Source organism: Bradyrhizobium sp. B124, from assembly GCF_038967635.1.
Taxonomy (GTDB): Bacteria; Pseudomonadota; Alphaproteobacteria; order Rhizobiales; family Xanthobacteraceae; genus Bradyrhizobium.
In genome coordinates this window covers 2523424-2540672 of record NZ_CP152413.1, presented here as the reverse complement: position 1 = coordinate 2540672, position 17249 = coordinate 2523424, and the positions used below count along the sequence as shown (strand labels likewise).

Here is a 17249-nt window from a genome sequence, read left to right as displayed (position 1 = left end):
ACATGAACGCGCCCGTCGCACCGACCGAAGACCTGATCTACTCCGTCGCGGACGGGATCGCGCGCATCACGTTCAACCGGCCGCAGGCCCGCAACGCGCTGACCTTTGCGATGTACGAGCAGATGGCCTCGATCTGCGAGAACATCAATCAGGATCACGCGATCAAGGCGCTGATCCTGACCGGTGCCGGCGACAAGGCATTCGCCTCGGGCACCGACATCTCGCAGTTCCGGGCGTTCAAGACCGCCCAGGATGCACTGGATTACGAGGCGCGGATCGATCGTGTGCTGGGAACGCTCGAACAGTGCCGCGTGCCTGTCATCGCGGCGATCGCCGGCGCGTGCACCGGCGGCGGCGCCGGCATCGCCGCATGCTGCGATATCCGCATCGGTACCGAGGCGACGCGGATCGGCTTCCCGATCGCGCGCACGCTCGGCAACTGCCTCTCGATGTCCAACATCTCGCGGTTGGTCTCGCTGATCGGTCCGGCGCGGACCAAGGATCTGATCTTCAAGGCGCGCCTGGTCGAGGCGCCCGAAGCGCTGGCGCTCGGGCTGTTGAACGAAGTCGTCCCCGACGTGGAGACGCTGCAACGCCGTGCCACCGAAACCGCGCAACTTGTCGCCGGCCATGCACCGATCACGTTAGAGGTGACCAAGGAAGCGGTGCGCCGCATCCGCCGCACGCTGTCGCGCGACGAAGGCGAAGACCTGATCCTGCGCGCCTATATGAGCGAGGATTTCCGCGAGGGCATGGACGCTTTCCTCAACAAGCGTGCGCCCAGCTTCAAGGGCAAGTAACGGCTGCGAGGACGCAACGGCGTCCCCATCCTCATCTGTCATCGCCCGGCTTGACCGGGCGATCCAGTACGCCGTGGCCCATCGGTTCTATAACGACTGCCTTTCAACAACGACTGCCTCTGGAATACTGGATCGCCCGGTCAAGCCGGGCGATGACACCGTTTGTCGATGCGAGCGAAGCAACGACACCCACCTCATTCCAAAGTCATAGGTCATGCGGCAGTTCGGCGGCTTGAACTCACCTGCATTCTCGGCACAATGACACGAACCCGCCACCTCGACGGTTTTGCGAAGCCGAACAAATAGATAGGGAAGAAACACGTGGGACAGATTGTGAAAACCACGGCAGCCATCGCGGCCTTGCTGCTGAGCACGCCGGCCTTCGCCGGCTGGGAGCCGAGCAAGCCGGTCGAGATCGTGGTTGCGGCAGGCGCCGGTGGTGCCTCCGACCAGATGGCGCGGATGATGCAGGCGGCGATCCAGAAGAACAATCTGATGAAGCAGCCGGTGGTGGTGTCGCTGAAGGGCGGCGCATCAGGTGCGGAAGCGCTGATGTACATGAAGTCCAGCGAGGGCGATCCCAACAAGGTGCTGATCGCCTATTCGCTGATCTACATGCTGCCGCTCTCGGCCAAGATTCCCTTCAACTGGCGCGACCTGACGCCGGTGTCGGTGATCGCGCTCGACCAGTTCGTGTTGTGGGACAATGCGTCGGGCCCCAAGACCGTGAAGGATTTCATCGCGGCCGCGAAGACAGCGAGCGCGCCGTTCAAGATGGGCGGCACCGGCTCCAAGCGCGAGGACCACGTGCTGACCGTGTTCATGGAGCAGAAGACCGGCGCGAAATTCTCCTATCTGCCGTACAAGTCCGGCGGCGAGGCCGCGACCCAGCTGGTCGGCGGCCACACCGAATCCAACGTCAATAATCCGAGCGAGAACCTCGAAGTCTGGCGCGCCGGACAGGTTCGCGCGCTCTGCGTGTTCGACAAGGAGCGCATCTCCTACAAGACCAAGGTCACCGACACGCAATCCTGGAACGATATCCCGACCTGCAAGGAAGAGGGGCTGGACGTGCAGTACCTGATGCTGCGCGCGATGTTCCTGCCGGGCAAGGTCACGCAGGAGCAGCAGGCATTCTATGCCGACCTGTTCCAGAAGGTGACGCAGACGGCGGAATACAAAGACTACATGGAGAAGCAGGCCTTGAAGCCGATCTTCCTCACCGGCAAGGATATGGTCGAGTTCCTCGAGGATGACGACAAGCTCAATGCCTCGCTCATGAACGCGGCGGGCTTCGTCGCGAAATAGCGGTCGCGGTTGTGACGTCTTCCGTCATTCCGGGGCGATGCGAAGCATCGAACCCGGAATCTCGAGATTCCGGGTTCGCCCTTTGGGCGCCCCGGAATGACCGCCGTGATTGCTTTACCTTCCGTTCGAAATCGCCTTGCATCGCATCGCCGCCCCATCGATATTGCGCCGCAGTATGGCCGAACGTCCGGCGAGCCCGATCGGGCTGGGTCACCCCTCCGTCGCCGTTGCGGGACCGTGAGGAGCGATCATGACCAAAGCCGTTCTCGGCATCATCGGCGGATCCGGCATCTACGATCTGCCGGGCCTGGAAAACGTCCGCGAGGAAGCCATCGCAAGCCCGTGGGGCGAACCGTCGGCGCCACTGCGCCGTGGCGAGATGGCGGGATTGCCGATCGTGTTCTTGCCGCGGCACGGCCCGGGACATGCGCTGTCGCCGTCCGACATCAACTATCGCGCCAATATCGACGTGCTGAAGCGGGCAGGGGTCACCGATCTGGTCGCGCTGTCCGCATGCGGCTCGTTCAAGGAAGAGCTGCCGCCGGGCACCTTTGTGCTGGTCGACCAGTTCGTCGATCGCACCCACAAGCGCGAGAGCTCGTTCTTCGGCAGAGGCTGCGTCGCGCATGTCTCGATGGCGCATCCGGTATCGCCGTTGCTCGTCAAGCATCTCGCCGCCGCTGCCGAGGCCGAGCGCATGGCGTTCGCGCGCGGCGGCACTTATCTCTGCATGGAGGGGCCGCAATTCTCCTCGCTCGCCGAAAGCCTGACCTACAAGGCGCAGGGCTATTCCGTGATCGGCATGACCAACATGCCGGAAGCCAAGCTCGCCCGCGAGGCCGAGATCTGCTACGCCAGCGTGGCGATGGTCACTGATTTCGATTGCTGGCATCCGGCGCATGATGCAGTGACGGTGCAGGATATCATCCGCGTGCTGAATTCGAACGCCGAGAAGGCCAAGGCGCTGGTCGCGCGCCTGGCGCGGGATTTCCCGCGCGAGCACGAGCCGTGTCCGATCGGTTCGGATCGCGCGCTGGACACCGCGCTGATCACGGCGCCCACGGCCCGCGATCCGCAGCTGCTTGCGAAGCTCGATGCCGTCGCCGGAAGGGTCTTGCGCGCATGAAAGTCGACGGACGCCATTTTCGTAGCATCTGGCTGGAGCCCGACGGCTGGTCCGTCGGTGCGATCGATCAGCGACGATTGCCGCATGAATTCATCGTTGCGAAGATCAAGACGGCGGACGAGGCCGGCGAGGCCATCAGCTCGATGCTGGTGCGCGGCGCGCCGCTGATCGGCGCCACCGCAGCCTATGGCATGGCGCTCGCGATGCGCGCCGATTCCTCCGATGCGGCGCTCGACCGGGCCGGCAAGATGCTGGCCGCGACCCGGCCGACCGCGATCAATCTGAAGTGGGCGATCGATGAGATGCAGCGCGCGCTCGCACCGCTCGCCGCGTCCGCCCGGGCGGAAGCGGCGTATGCGCGCGCCCGCGAGATCGCAGATGAAGACGTCGAGATCAACCGCGAGATCGGCCGCCACGGCCTCGGCCTGATCGAAAAAATCGCCGCGACCAAGCAGCCGGGCGAGCCGGTGAACGTCCTGACGCATTGCAATGCCGGCTGGCTTGCAACCGTCGATTGGGGAACGGCGACGTCACCGATCTACCAGGCGCATGATCGCGGCATTGCGGTCCATGTCTGGGTCGACGAGACGCGGCCGCGCAATCAGGGCGCTTCGCTCACCGCCTGGGAACTCGGTCATCACGGTGTGCCGCACACCGTGATCCCCGACAACACCGGCGGCCATCTGATGCAGCATCGCATGGTTGACCTTGCGATCGTCGGGACCGACCGCGTCGCCGCCAATGGCGACGTCTGCAACAAGATCGGGACTTATCTGAAAGCGCTCGCCGCGCATGACAACGACGTGCCGTTCTACGTTGCGCTGCCGTCGCCGACCATCGATTTTGGTATCGATGATGGCGTCAGGCAGATTCCGATCGAGCAGCGCGCGGCCAGCGAGGTGACGCACCTCACCGGGCGCACGGCGGATGGACGGATCGAGACCGTGCGCGTGGTTCCGGACGGCTCTTCGGTGGCCAATTTCGGCTTCGACGTCACGCCGGCGAGGTTGGTGACGGGATTGATCACCGAGCGCGGCGTCCTCGGTGCGAATCGTGCTGCGCTTGCGAGCGCATTTCCCGAACGTTCCGGGCGTTAGCTGAAGGCTGCATTGACGGTGATTGGTTCAGCACGCTATCCCAGTCGTTGCCCTCGCAACGCAGACCGTCCAGTCCATGTCCAATACCGAACTTGAGATTGTCGTCGACGATCCGACCGCGCCTGAAGAGAATTCGCCCGCCGTCGTCTCTACCGGTGTCGTCGACGTCGTCGTCTCGCTGCTGCTGCTTGCGCTCGCCTTGGTGCTCGGCTGGGACAATTGGCGCACCGGCGCATCATGGGATTCGACCGGGCCGCAGCCCGGCTATTTTCCGTTCTATCTCTCAGTGATTCTCGGCGCCGCCAGCCTCTATGGTCTGGGCGCTGCCTTCGTCTCGCGCCGGGAAGCGGCCGAGACCTTTGTCACCCGCGCTCAGTTTCGCCGGGTGATGGCGGTGTTCGTGCCCACATTCCTGTTCTGCCTCGCCACCCAATATCTCGGCCTCTATGTCGCGAGCTTTCTCCTGATCGCGGGCTTCATGCGACTGGTCGGTAAGATCGCGCTGTGGAAGTCGCTCTTAACCGCCTTCATCTTCACCGCCGCGATGTTCGTGACCTTCGACATCGCATTCGACGTCATCATGCCGAAGGGGCCGCTCGAAGCGGCCTTCGGCTACTGAGCTAACCGACAGGATTTCGAGACATGGAAGCCTTCGGTCTCCTGCTGCACGGCTTTGCCGTCCTGCTGACCTGGAAGACGCTGCTGTTGATGATGGTCGGGCTCGTGCTCGGCATCTTCGTCGGTGTGCTGCCCGGACTGGGCGGCCCCAACGGCGTCGCGATCCTGCTGCCGCTGACCTTCACGATGGATCCGACATCCGCCATCGTGATGCTGTCGTGCATCTATTGGGGCGCGCTGTTCGGCGGCGCCATCACCTCGATCCTGTTCAACATCCCCGGCGAAGCCTGGTCGGTCGCGACCACGTTCGACGGCTATCCGATGGCGCAGCAGGGCAGGGCGGCCGAAGCGCTGACCGCGGCGTTCACATCGTCCTTCATCGGCTCGCTGGTCGCGGTGCTGCTGATCACCTTCCTGGCGCCGATGATCTCGTCGTTCGCGCTGAAATTTGGTCCGCCGGAATTCTTCGCCGTCTATTTGCTGACGTTCTGCTCTTTCGTCGGCCTCGGCCGCGAGGCCAAGCACAAGACGGTGATCTCGATGTCGCTCGGGCTGCTGCTTGCCGGCGTCGGCATGGATACGGTGTCCGGGCAGCTGCGCATGACGTTTGGTTCCGCCGAGCTGCTGCGCGGCATCAACTTCCTCGTTGCTGTCATCGGCCTGTTCGGCATCAGCGAGATCCTGCTCACGATGGAGGAGCGCCTGGCGCTGCGCGGGCACGCCGCCAGTATCAGCCTGCGCGTCGTGCTCTCGGTGTGGAAGGACCTGCCGAAATACTGGGTGACGCTGCTGCGCTCGTCGGTGATCGGCTGCTGGCTCGGGATCACGCCGGGCGGTGCGATCGCGGCGTCCTTCATGGGCTACAACCTCGCCAAGCGCTTCGCCAAGGATCCGGAAAGTTTCGGCAAGGGCCGTATCGAGGGCGTGTTCGCGCCGGAGACCGCGGCCCACGCCTCGGGTACCGCGGCCTTGTTGCCGATGCTCGCACTCGGCATTCCCGGTTCGGGGACCGCGGCGATCCTGCTTGGCGGCCTGATGGTGTGGGGCCTCAACCCCGGGCCGCTGCTGTTCGTCGAGCACAAGGATTTCGTCTGGGGCCTGATCGCCTCGATGTATCTCGGCAACGTCGTCGGCCTCGTGCTGGTGCTGACCACCGTGCCGATCTTCGCCTCGATCCTGCGGGTGCCGTTCGCGGCCGTAGCCCCGATGATCGTGGTGTCCTGCGCGATCGGCGCCTACGCGATCCAGAATGCGATGTTCGATATCTGGCTGATGCTGGGCTTCGGCGTCGTCGGCTACATCTTCAAGAAGATCGGCATCCCGCTTGCGCCATTCACGCTGGCATTGGTGCTCGGCAGCCGCGCCGAGGACGCGTTCCGGCTCTCGATGATCGGCTCTGGCGGCGACATGAAGGTGTTCTGGTCGAACGGCCTGGTCGGCACCATCACGACATTGGCGATCGTGCTGCTGTTCTGGCCGGTGATCGATCGGGCCTTTGCCGGCGTCGCACGTCTGGTGCGGCCGGCAAAGGCGTGAGGCCTTATAGCGTTTTCAAGCGAAGTGGATACCGGTTCGCGTGAAGAAAACGCGTCAAGACTGGAATCTCTAGACGACCTTGCGCTGGCGCAGCTCGGCGATCTCGTCCTGGCCGAAGCCGAACTCGGCCAGCACTTCCTCGGTCTGCTCGCCGAATTCCGGCGGCCGCGCTGCCATCTTGCTCGGCGTCCGCGACAGCGTCACGGGCTGGCTGACCAGCTGGATGTGCCGGTTCTCGTCATTGGGGACGTGCTGGGCCATGCCGAGATGCTTGACTTGGGCATCCTCGAACATCTGGTCGATCGAGTAGATCGGCCCGCACGGCACGCCGGCGGCGTTCAGCTCCTGCACCCAGGTCTCGGTGGATTTCTTTTCCGTCAGCGCGTTGATTCGTGCATTCAGCGCGTCGCGGTTCTTCGAGCGCGCCGGTGCGGTCGCGTAGTCGGGGTCGGTGACCAGCTCGGGCGCGCCGATCGCCTGGGCGCAGCGCTCCCAGATCCGCCCGCCCGTGGTGGCGATGTTGATGTAGCCGTCGGTGGTCTTGAACACGCCGGTCGGGATCGAGGTCGGATGGTTGTTGCCGGCCTGCTTGGCGACTTCCTTTTCCATCAGCCAGCGCGCCGCCTGGAAATCCAGCATGAAGATCTGCGCCTGCAGCAGCGAGGTCTGCACCCATTGGCCTTCGCCGGACACGTCGCGCTCGAGGAGGGCGGTGAGGATGCCGATCGCGCAGAACAGCCCTGCGGTGAGGTCGGCCACGGGAATGCCGACCCGCATCGGGCCGCCGCCGGGCGCGCCGGTCACCGACATCAGGCCGCCCATGCCCTGCGCGATCTGGTCGAAGCCCGGGCGCTTGTGATAGGGGCCGTCCTGGCCGAAGCCGGAGATGCTGCCATAGACGATCCGCGGATTGATCTTGCGCACGCTCTCATAGTCGATGCCGAGCTTGGCCTTCACGTCCGGCCGAAAGTTCTCGACGATGACGTCGGCCTGTTCGGCCAGCCGCTTGAACACTTCGAGCCCCTTGGGGTCTTTCAGGTTCAGCGTCATGGCGCGCTTGTTGCGATGCAGGTTCTGGAAATCCGACCCGCCGCGGGGGCCGCCCGGCTGCTCGCCGCCGCCGTCCTCCAGCAGCGCATCGATCTTGATGACGTTGGCACCCCAGTCGGCGAGCTGGCGCACGCAGGTCGGCCCCGACCGGACCCGGGTCAAATCCAGCACGGTGAACCGGGACAGGGCTTGGGATGCGCGGGGAAAGGGCATTGAGACACCTCTTGTTTGGCGGGCCGCTCTGGGGGCTACTGCCTATCTGCCATAGACAATTTGGCTGACCTTTCCAACTGTTACCCGGGCAACAAACTGGGCTGGAAACAAACAGGCATGGTTCCGTGCAGATCGGCCTCCGCCACGGCTGTCTTTCAGGTTTCCCCACACCTGCTTACAGGCCCCGCCATCCGCCAACCCTCGACAATCACTGCGCCGGCTGCTAGCCCGTCGCCATCCGAGTGAGTTTTTGCCCTTATGGAAGAGGCACTTGAGGCGCATCAAGGCGATGGACCGAAAGCGGGCATGGCGGTGAAAAAGGGTCCATCCCATCTGCTCGGCAATTCGGCGTGGAACGCGACGGCGTTCGCGGTCGCGGTGCTGCTCAATCTCGCGATTCTGCCATTCGTGATCTTCCGGCTCGGCCTAGCCGCCTTCGGTGTTGCGGGCCTGGTGACTGCCTGCGTCGCGCCTGCCCTGATGTTCAGCAATGCGCTTGGCCTCTCGACGGCGCGCGAACTCGCGCAACGGTTGGAGCCGTCCGATCGCGGCGAGGCACGGCGTTTCTTCTCGACCGCCCTTGCGCTCGCCATCGCCGTGGGGTGCCTGATCGCAGCATTGCTCATCCTTGCCGGACCGCCGCTCGCGCGATTGGGATTTCACCTGGGTGGTCCGGCGTCCGACGACCTCGGGCTTGCCTTTGCATTGGCCGGTACCGGTTGGCTGTTCCAGTGCCTGTTTGCGGTCTTCCTCTCGCTGTTCACGGCGCGCCAGGATTACCGGCGGATCGCGTCGATCAGCATCGCCGGCACGGTGGTGACGACGATGTCGATGCTGCTGCTGATCCCACACGCGCCGCGCGCCTCGACCTTCCTCGGCTGTCAGGCCCTGGGCTTCGCGACGAATTTCGCAATGGCCTTCGCCTGGTCGCGGCATGCCGTCAGCGACTGGCTGGCACGGCCCGCACTCGATCGCAGCGCGCTGCGTGCACTCGTGAAACTTGGCGGCTGGCAGGTCGCGGCGCAAAGCGGCGCGCTGTTTGCCGGCCAGGCGGACCGCTACCTGCTCGGCGCGCTGCTGCAGCCGCAATTCGTCGGCTTCTACAGCGTCGCGCAGCGGCTGGAGGAGGCGGTCTATATCGGTGTGTTGAAGATCGGCGAGATCTTGTTCCCATTCTTCAGCACGCTGCAGAAAGAAGATGACGATCGCAAGGTCGACCTGCTGCTTCGCTCGTCCTGGATTCTCAACGTGCTTGCCGCGAGCGCGCTTGGTGGCCTGATCCCGGTTGCCGGGGCGCTGCTGTATCGATGGACCGGCGCCGAGGTCGCCGCCGAGGCGCAGCTGGTGCTGGTGGTGCTTGCGATCAGCGGGATCTTGGGGTCGAGCGCCAACGTGTTCGCGTTCTATCTGCTGTCGCAGGGACGCTCCAGCTTCAACGCGTTGATCTCGCTCGTCACCGGCATCTTCACGCTGGCGACCAGCGCCATTGCGCTGCCGTATTTCGGCTGGCAGGCGGCCGGCTGGAGCTCCTGCGTCGGGATGGTTGCCCAGATGGTCGTCACGGTGCTGCTGCTGCGGCGAACCTTCAAGCTCTCGGCCATGTGGTCACGGATGCTGCATTTCGTCTTGATTCCGCTCGGCACGGGCATCGCCGTTGCGCTGGTGCTGCGCGCGCAGCTTGGCCATGTGTCGTTCGACCACGCGCCGTCATGGTGGTATGTAGTGTCGCTCTACGGCGTGTCGGCGGCGGCGATCTTTGTCGCCGCCGTCGCTGTGTCGCAGCTTGGTCCCTATCGCGCCGTCTGCTGGCGGGATCTCCGCGTCATCATCACTCGCTTCTTGCCCCTCAAGGCCGCCTAGACATGTGTGGTATCGCAGGCATCGTCAATCTGCGCGGCGGCCCTGTGGACCCAGCCGACATCTCGCGGCTCACGAGTCTGATCGCGCATCGTGGTCCGTTCGGCGAGGGCACCTGGTTCAACGCGAAGCGAAACGTCGCCTTCGGCCATCGCCGGCTTGCCATCATCGATCCCGGCGAGGGCGGCTATCAGCCGATGGCATCAGGCGATGGCCGCCATGTGATCGTCTACAACGGCGAGATCTACAACTTCCTCGAATTGCGCCGCGAGCTCGAGGCGAAGGGCGCGGTCTTCCGCAGCCAGTCCGACACCGAGGTGATCCTTGCCGCATGGCGGGCGTGGGGCGAGGACATGCTGCTGCGCTTCAACGGCATGTGGGCGCTGGCGATCTACGACACCGTCACGGATGATCTGTTCCTTGCGCGCGATCGGTTCGGCATCAAGCCGATGCTGTACGCGTTGTCATCCGAACGGTTCGTGTTCGCGTCCGAGCAGCGGGCGCTCGCGCGGAGCGGGCTGGTCGAGACGTCGCTCGATGTCGACGTGGCGCGGCGGCTGTTGCTTGACCCGTTCGGGATCGAAGGCAGCGAGCGCACCCTGTTCGCGCAACTGCGTCGTCTGCAGGGCGGGCACTGCATGTGGTTGCGCCAGGGGCGCGTGCATGTGCGCCGCTGGTGGCGGACCGTGGATCATCTGCCCGCGATCCCTGATACTGAATCCGAACGCGTCGCGCGCTTTCGCGACCTGTTTCAGGATTCCGTCGCCCTGCGCATGCGCAGCGACGTTCCGATCGGGACCTGCCTGTCCGGCGGCTTCGATTCGTCTGCGGTGATCTGCGCGATGGCAACCCATGAGAAGGCCGGTATCGGACCGCGCGACTCGACCGCCTGGCGGCACGCCTTTGTCGCGACCTTTCCCGGCGCCAGCAACGACGAGCGGCCGATGGCGGAGGAAGCGGCCGCGTGGGCCGATGTGGCGCCGAGCTTTCTCGAGATCGGGCGCGCCGATGCGCTCACTGACCTTGATCGGATCCTTGACGACAACGACGACGTCTATATCGGGCTGCCGAGCGCGCCGTGGCTGATCTATCGCGAACTCCGGCGCCAGAACGTCACCGTGTCGCTTGACGGCCACGGAGCGGACGAATTGATGGGCGCCTACCTGCAGGAGGGGCAGTCGACCGCATTTCGGATCCGCAATGCCGCCGCCGCGCTCGCGTCACGATCGCAGCTGGCGCAGCGCGGCATCGACTTGCTGCGGGCGCAGATGATCAGGCGCCAGGGGCACTATTTCCTGCGGGGAGGCCTGACCGCGATGCCGGCGGCGCTGCCGCTGGTCGCCGAGGATGACGAACTGCCTAACGCGTGGGGAGCGCTGAACCGGCGTCTCTATCGCATGTTCCACTCGACCACGCTGCCGACCATTCTGCGCAATTTCGACCGGCTCTCGATGGCGCACGGGATCGAGGTGCGCATGCCGTTCATGGACTGGCGGCTGGTGACCTACACGATGGCGCTGCCGGAAACCAGCAAATCGGCCGACGGCATGACCAAGGTGGTCGCGCGTCAGGCGATGGCGAACCTGATGCCCGAAAGCATCCGCACCGCGCGCCGCAAGGTCGGCTTCAACTCGCCGATGCCGGAATGGCTGAACGGGCCGCTGGCGGGCTGGACCAATGAGCTGCTCAATCGCAATGTCCCGGCGTTTGCCGAGTTCGTCGACGAAGCACCGCTTCGAAAGACGGTCGACCACTTGACGGCATCGCAGAGCTGGGATTGGGAATCCGTCGGCCGGATCTGGCCATACCTGAACATGAAATGGATGTTGGCAAGGTCCGTATAACCAATGCGCCTGTTCCAGAACAGCGGTCTCTATCCGTCTTATCTGCCGCGGCTGAACCAGCTTGCGGCAAAAGCGTCAACCTTCGCGGCACGCCGCGACGTGTTCCTGCACGATCGCTTCGGCGCGGCACATTTTCTCGAGCCCGTGCTCGACGGTGCGCCTGAAGCCTTCTTCACCAATGGCGACGACGAAGTGCTGCAGCGCCAGTGGGCGCGTGAGCAGGGCATGAAGGGGACGCCGACGCTCGACGCCATTCTGCTCGCGCAGATCGAGCATCACAGGACCGACGTGTTCTACAATCTCGATCCGGTACGCTATCCGAGTGCGTTCATCGCCAGGCTTCCGGGCTGTGTGAAGAAGACATTGTGCTGGCGCGCGGCGCCCTCCGGCAATGCCGACCTGACCGCCTACGGCGCGGTGCTTGGAAACTTCCCGTCGATCCTGGAGGCGTGGCGTAGCAAAGGCTGCCGGGCGGAGCTGTTCTTTCCCGCGATTGATCCTGTCATGGAGCAGTATGGCCACGGCGAACGGCCGATCGATGTGGCGTTTGTCGGTGGATATTCGCGGCATCACAGCGCGCGCGGCAGGACGCTCGAACAGGTCGCGGCTCTGGCCGCCGATCGCAACATCGTGTTCTGCCTCGATGCATCGCGGCTGACACGCCTTGCCGAAAGCGCGGTCGGCCGGTTGCTGCCGTTGCAAAAGCATCGGCGGCCCGACGTCATCGCGCGAATAGCCCGGCTGCCGCTGTTCGGCAGGGACCTCTACGAGCTGTTCGGATCCGCCAAGATCGTGCTCAACGGCGCAATCGACATGGCCGGCAACGACCGCGGCAACATGCGCTGCTTCGAGGCGATGGGCTGCGGGTCGCTGCTCGTGTCGGATTCCGGCAACTATCCGGAGGCGATGCAGGACGGCGTCACGATGCGCACCTACGACGCTCCCGAAAGGGCAGCCGAGGCGATTTCGGGCAGCCTGCAGGATTGGCCGCAATGGGCGGCGATCGCCGCATCCGGCCGAAGCCGCGTGCGGCAGACCTACAGCAAGGCCTCGCAATGGGCCCAGTTTACCGATCTCGTGGCGCGGATTGAGCCGTGCTAGAGGGCTTTTCGAGCGACGTGGATGCCGTTTCGCGTAAAGAAAATGCGCCGAAACGAGAATCTGGAGCCCCGTTCCGATTCCATCGGAACGAAAAAGGCTCTAGACGGTGCACAGTGCCGGCCAGCGGGCGGGCGATCGGGCCGAGATGATGTCTGCAAGTGACTTGATCCATCAACTGAAATGGGTGGCCGACGGGCTTGCCGTGCCGCTGTTCAGGTTGCGGCCGCGGCCGTTCGGGCCGGGCTATCAGACGGTCAAGCGCGACACGATTACTGCGGCCATCGACGCCGGCTTGCTTCAGGCAGGAAAGGAGCTTCCACCGGGTTACGGCGTCGCCATGGACGAGCGCGTGGTGGAATATCCTTGGGTCTATGGCCGATTGAACAATGTCGGCAAGATGCTGGACGCTGGATCGACCTTCAACCACGACTTCTTGCTGCAGCGTCCGCCGTTGCGCGGCGCGGACCTCACCATCATGACGCTGGCACCGGAGCGGCGGTGCTATTGGCACGACGGTTACTCCTATGTGTTCGGCGATCTCCGGAAGACGATGTTCGGCGATCAGGTCTTCGACACCGTCGCAAGCATTTCGACGATCGAGCACATCGGCCTCGATAATCAGATGCTTTACACGGGCGATCCGCGCGACGCGGAGACCGATCGGGACGGCTTTGTTCCGGCGGTGCAGGAGTTCAAGCGCATTCTCAAGCCCGGCGGCACCTGCCTGATCTCGGTGCCGTTCGGCAAACGCGAGAATCTCGGTTGGTATCAGGTGTTCGATCTTGCCATGATCGAGCGGATCATCGAGGCATTCGGCGCGGTGTCTCACCATGTCGACTATTTCGGCTATTCGCGACAAGGCTGGTCGCGCCAGAGCGCCGAGGCGCTCGCCGACGCCACCGTTTTCGACATCCACACCGGCAAGGGGCAAGGCAACGACCTTGCGGCGTCGTCGCGCGCCGTCGCGTGCCTGCAGTTGACGGCATGAATCTCGATTATCTGATCCAGCGTCTGCTCGGTCGCGCGACGTGCCGCTTGCAGCCAGACGCGGCGCTCGGCCGCTATGCCAGGATCAGAAACATCCGTGGCGATTCCGACAGGATCGTCGTCGGCCACAATAGCCGCATCCTGGGCGAGCTCCTGACCTTCGCGCATGGTGGGGAGATCAAGATCGGCGAGTGGTGCTACGTCGGCGAGGGCACCCGGATCTGGTCGGCGGCCTCGATCGAGATCGGCAACCGCGTTCTGATCTCGCATTCGGCGAATGTTTTCGACAATCTCACGCATCCGCTCCGGGCGACGGAGCGGCACCGGCAGGTCCAGCAGATTTTCACGCGCGGACATCCGAGCGATATCTCGCTTGACGAGAGCCCGGTGAAGATCTGCGATGACGCCTGGGTCGGCGCGGGCGCAATGGTCTTGCGCGGTGTGACGGTTGGCCAGGGCGCCATCGTCGCGGCCGGCGCGGTCGTGACCCGGGATGTCGCGCCGTTTTCGATCGTGGCGGGCAATCCGGCCGTGCTGGTAAGGGAGCTTGGCCCCGATGAACGGTGAGCGCAAGTTTACCACCTGGGAGGATGCGGTGGTCTGGCTGCGCAATCAGCCGGACCAGCGCCAGCTCGTGCTCGACGCGTTCTACGACGATCCGCTGGTTGGCGCTGCCGAGCGCTATTTCCAGAGCTCCGAGTGGCAAGCGGTCGCCGCGTTGCTCGCCGGCCGGTCAGGTACCGCGCTTGACGTTGGCGCCGGTCGCGGCATCGCGAGCTACGCGCTCGCCCGAACCGGCTTTGCCGTCACGGCGCTCGAACCGGACTCGAGCGCGATCGTGGGAGGGGCGGCGATCCGCGGCCTGGCGCAACAGACGCAACTTCCGATCCAGGTGGTCGAAGAGTTTTCCGAGCGGCTGCCGTTCGCCGATGCGACGTTCGATCTCGTCTTCGCCCGCGCTGTGCTGCACCATACGCGCGATCTCGAGGGGGCGTGCCGGGAGATGTTTCGCGTACTCCGGCCCGGCGGCATGCTGATCGCGGCGCGCGAGCATGTCATCAGCAAGGAGGCGGACCTTTCGCAGTTCCTGGCGCAGCATCCGCTGCATCATCTTTACGGCGGCGAACATGCCTTCCTGCTCGATCGCTACACCGGCGCGCTGACCAAGGCCGGGTTTTCCGCGGTCGACACGCTGGCGCCGCTGCAAAGCCCGATCAACCTGTTTCCCTATACGTCGGAGACCCTGAAAGCCGCGATCGTGGCCAAATTGTCGCAAAAGATTCCGGTTGCTCCGCTATGGCGAACTGCGCTTGCCTCACCCCGGCTGTTCGGCTCGCTGCTGTCGATGGCCGAACGTTTCGATCATCGACCGGGACGGCTCTACTCCTTTGTCTGTCACAAGGCTTGAGCGATGATCGTCTGGGTTACAGGCGCGAACGGGTTCATCGGCCGCCATCTCGCACATGCGTTGGCGGGAGCGGATCACGCGGTGCATGGCATTGGACACGGCGCGCTTGACGCAACGGAAGCCCGGCGGCTCGGCTTGCAGAGCTGGATCAACGGCGAGATCGATGCGGCGAATCTCAACGCGCTTGCGGCTGCGCACGGGCTGCCGACGCGTGTCTTTCATCTGGCCGGCGGATCGTCCGTCGGCGTCTCGATCGAACGGCCGTTCGAGGATTTTTCGCGCACTGTCGCGAGCACGGCGCGGCTGCTCGAATGGCTGCGCGGATCCGCGCCGGACTGCGCGGTGATCGCTGCGTCGAGTGCGGCCGTCTATGGCGCCGATCATTTCGGCCCGATCGCTGAAAGCGCGATCGTAACTCCGATGTCGCCCTATGGGCAGCATAAGCTGATGATGGAGCAATTGTGCGCGAGTTACGCGCGGTCGTTCGGGTTGCGTTGCACGGTCGTGCGGCTGTTCTCTGTGTATGGGCCCAACCTGCGCAAACAATTGCTTTGGGACATCTGCTCGCGGCTCAACGCCAAGGAGCAGGTGCTCACGCTCGGTGGGACCGGCAACGAGATACGTGACTGGACCGACGTTCGCGACGTCGCGAGGCTGCTTGCAAGCGTCGCGGAAACGTCGTCGTCACAGGAGACCGCCTTCCGGGTCATCAATGGCGGTTCGGGCCGGGGGACGAGCGTTGCCGACATCGCCGCCGGTCTCATCGGACAGTGGGGCAGCAAGACGGTCGTGCGGCACTCAGGTGTCAGCCGCCCCGGTGATCCCATGAGCCTGTTGGCCGATGCTGCGATGCTGCGCCAGATCGGCTTCGATTGGCGCATTCCGCTCGATCAGGGCCTCGCCGATTACGTGGCCTGGTTCAAGGGGCAGGCTTCGTGACGCCCCGCCCATTGCGGTTCGCGTTCAATCACATCTCGCGACGGATTTGGGCCGGCGGCTACAATTATCAGCGCAATCTGTTCGCGGCGCTCGATCGGTTTTTGCCCGGCGAGTTCGCCCCGGTCGTCTTTGCCGGGACGCGGGCCGACGAGAGTGAACTCGCGGAACTTGATGCGATACCGGGCGTCGAGATCGTCCGATCGGAGGTGTTCGACGGGCAGCCGGGTCTCGCTGCGGCACTCGCGCTTGGTCTGGACCGCGGCGCCGCGGCGGCGTTTCGCTCCGCGCATGTAGATGTTGTGGTTGAATCCGCGCGCTTCTTTGGTTGGCGGCTGGCGATCCCTGCAGTGGCGTGGATTCCGGATCTGCAGCACCATTCTCTGCCTCAGCTGTTTCCGCGGACGGCGCGCTGGCGCCGCGAGATTGGCTTTCGCGTTCAGATCGCGTCAGGGCGGACCATCATGCTGAGCAGCGAGAGCGCCTTCCGCGATTTCAGGGCCTACTACCCAAACGCCAGCAACCGGGTCAGCGTCGTTCGCTTCGCGACCCAGCCACCGGCCGCATTCCTGGACATCAGCCCATCAGAGGTCATCGCAGCGTACAATCTGCCGACGAACTACTTCTATCTGCCCAATCAGTTCTATCGCCACAAGAACCATCGGCTTGTCGTCGACGCCCTGGCGATCCTGAAGCGTCGTGGGATCGAGGTCGTTGTCTGTGCATCCGGCAGCACGGAAGACCGGCGTGAGCCGGGCTACTATGACCTGGTCAACTCCGAGATCCGGAAGCGCGGCCTCGATACGCACTTTCGTCACCTCGGCGTGATCCCGTTGCCGCATGTCTACGCGCTGTTGCGGGCTTCCACCGCCCTGATCAACCCGTCGCGCTTCGAGGGTTGGAGCACGACGGTCGAGGAGGCGAAGTCGTTCGGCGTTCCGATGATCCTGTCCGACATCGACGTGCACCGGGAACAGACCGCCGGCGCTGCGCGCTATTTCGGCGTCGATGATCCGGTCGCGCTGGCGGATCATCTGATGCAAGCCTCACAGGAGGCTCGCGGGCTCGTGGTTAGAAATGTTGTCCTGCACCAGGATGACAATGTGAGGGCGTTTGCGGCAAGCTTTTCAAGAACCGTGTGGCAGGCCGCTCGTCAGAATGCTGGTGAACCCGTCGCAAAATAGAAGAAGGCCGAGCGGCACTGGTCAAGATCTCCACAGCGGGAGAACCCGAGGCGGAGATCTCTGATGTCCGGTTGCAGGTCGCGTGAAGCGGTCAGGCCGGTCTGCCTTTCGCCCACAACTATCGCGGTCGTGCCGCGATTGCAGTCTGGCCTTGATTGAGGCTTAGGCCCAGGTCTTGCCGTCC

At 64.3% G+C, this 17249-nt stretch carries 15 protein-coding genes; 14 read left to right on the top strand and 1 reads right to left on the bottom strand.

What is annotated here, in order from left to right:
• The first annotated feature begins 2 nt into the window (after nt 1–2).
• The 6 genes from AAFG13_RS12260 to AAFG13_RS12235 all read left to right on the top strand — a co-directional run bounded on the left by AAFG13_RS12260 (nt 3) and on the right by AAFG13_RS12235 (nt 6485).
• Complete coding sequence (locus AAFG13_RS12260; protein WP_342712143.1) at nt 3–800, top strand: enoyl-CoA hydratase/isomerase family protein; 798 nt, start codon at nt 3–5, stop codon at nt 798–800.
• Nucleotides 801–1121: 321 nt separating this feature from the next.
• Nucleotides 1122–2108, top strand: a complete 987-nt coding sequence (locus tag AAFG13_RS12255; protein ID WP_342712142.1) for a tripartite tricarboxylate transporter substrate-binding protein — start codon at nt 1122–1124, stop codon at nt 2106–2108.
• 250 nt (nt 2109–2358) lie between these two features.
• On the top strand, nt 2359–3234 hold the full coding sequence (locus tag AAFG13_RS12250) for an S-methyl-5'-thioadenosine phosphorylase (RefSeq protein WP_342712141.1): 876 nt from the start codon (nt 2359–2361) through the stop codon (nt 3232–3234).
• Entirely contained in the window at nt 3231–4331 is a 1101-nt protein-coding gene (gene mtnA, locus AAFG13_RS12245; protein ID WP_342712140.1) for an S-methyl-5-thioribose-1-phosphate isomerase, read from the top strand. Before AAFG13_RS12250 ends, mtnA begins: the two co-directional genes overlap by 4 nt.
• A 76-nt stretch (nt 4332–4407) precedes the next feature.
• Complete coding sequence (locus tag AAFG13_RS12240; RefSeq protein WP_342712139.1) at nt 4408–4950, top strand: tripartite tricarboxylate transporter TctB family protein; 543 nt, start codon at nt 4408–4410, stop codon at nt 4948–4950.
• Between the two features lie 23 nt (nt 4951–4973).
• Nucleotides 4974–6485, top strand: coding sequence for a tripartite tricarboxylate transporter permease (locus AAFG13_RS12235; protein WP_212310201.1), 1512 nt, complete (start codon nt 4974–4976; stop codon nt 6483–6485).
• A gap of 69 nt (nt 6486–6554) precedes the next feature.
• Here AAFG13_RS12235 and AAFG13_RS12230 read toward each other — a convergent pair whose 3' ends face one another.
• A complete protein-coding gene (locus AAFG13_RS12230; RefSeq protein ID WP_342712138.1) occupies nt 6555–7748 on the bottom strand; it encodes a CoA transferase in 1194 nt (397 codons plus the stop codon).
• A 306-nt stretch (nt 7749–8054) separates the two neighbouring features.
• Here AAFG13_RS12230 and AAFG13_RS12225 point away from each other — a divergent pair, with 306 nt between their 5' ends.
• The 8 genes from AAFG13_RS12225 to AAFG13_RS12190 all read left to right on the top strand — a co-directional run bounded on the left by AAFG13_RS12225 (nt 8055) and on the right by AAFG13_RS12190 (nt 17065).
• The gene (locus AAFG13_RS12225) at nt 8055–9608 is read left to right on the top strand and encodes an oligosaccharide flippase family protein (RefSeq protein ID WP_342712137.1); all 1554 of its coding nucleotides are present in this window, start codon (nt 8055–8057) and stop codon (nt 9606–9608) included.
• A gap of 2 nt (nt 9609–9610) precedes the next feature.
• The gene (gene asnB, locus AAFG13_RS12220; RefSeq protein WP_342712136.1) at nt 9611–11449 is read left to right on the top strand and encodes an asparagine synthase (glutamine-hydrolyzing); all 1839 of its coding nucleotides are present in this window, start codon (nt 9611–9613) and stop codon (nt 11447–11449) included.
• Nucleotides 11450–11452: 3 nt separating this feature from the next.
• Entirely contained in the window at nt 11453–12550 is a 1098-nt protein-coding gene (locus AAFG13_RS12215) for a glycosyltransferase (RefSeq protein ID WP_342712135.1), read from the top strand.
• A gap of 148 nt (nt 12551–12698) precedes the next feature.
• Complete coding sequence (locus AAFG13_RS12210; RefSeq protein ID WP_212310196.1) at nt 12699–13538, top strand: methyltransferase domain-containing protein; 840 nt, start codon at nt 12699–12701, stop codon at nt 13536–13538.
• A complete protein-coding gene (locus AAFG13_RS12205) occupies nt 13535–14104 on the top strand; it encodes an acyltransferase (RefSeq protein WP_342712134.1) in 570 nt (189 codons plus the stop codon). Before AAFG13_RS12210 ends, AAFG13_RS12205 begins: the two co-directional genes overlap by 4 nt.
• The gene (locus tag AAFG13_RS12200; protein ID WP_342712133.1) at nt 14094–14945 is read left to right on the top strand and encodes a methyltransferase domain-containing protein; all 852 of its coding nucleotides are present in this window, start codon (nt 14094–14096) and stop codon (nt 14943–14945) included. The genes AAFG13_RS12205 and AAFG13_RS12200 overlap by 11 nt, the downstream gene beginning before the upstream one ends.
• 3 nt (nt 14946–14948) lie before the next feature.
• Nucleotides 14949–15884, top strand: coding sequence for an NAD(P)-dependent oxidoreductase (locus AAFG13_RS12195; protein WP_342712132.1), 936 nt, complete (start codon nt 14949–14951; stop codon nt 15882–15884).
• Nucleotides 15818–17065: a glycosyltransferase family 1 protein gene (locus tag AAFG13_RS12190; RefSeq protein ID WP_342712131.1), complete on the top strand. Its 1248-nt coding sequence runs from the start codon at nt 15818–15820 to the stop codon at nt 17063–17065. Before AAFG13_RS12195 ends, AAFG13_RS12190 begins: the two co-directional genes overlap by 67 nt.
• The last annotated feature ends 184 nt before the right edge of the window (nt 17066–17249 follow it).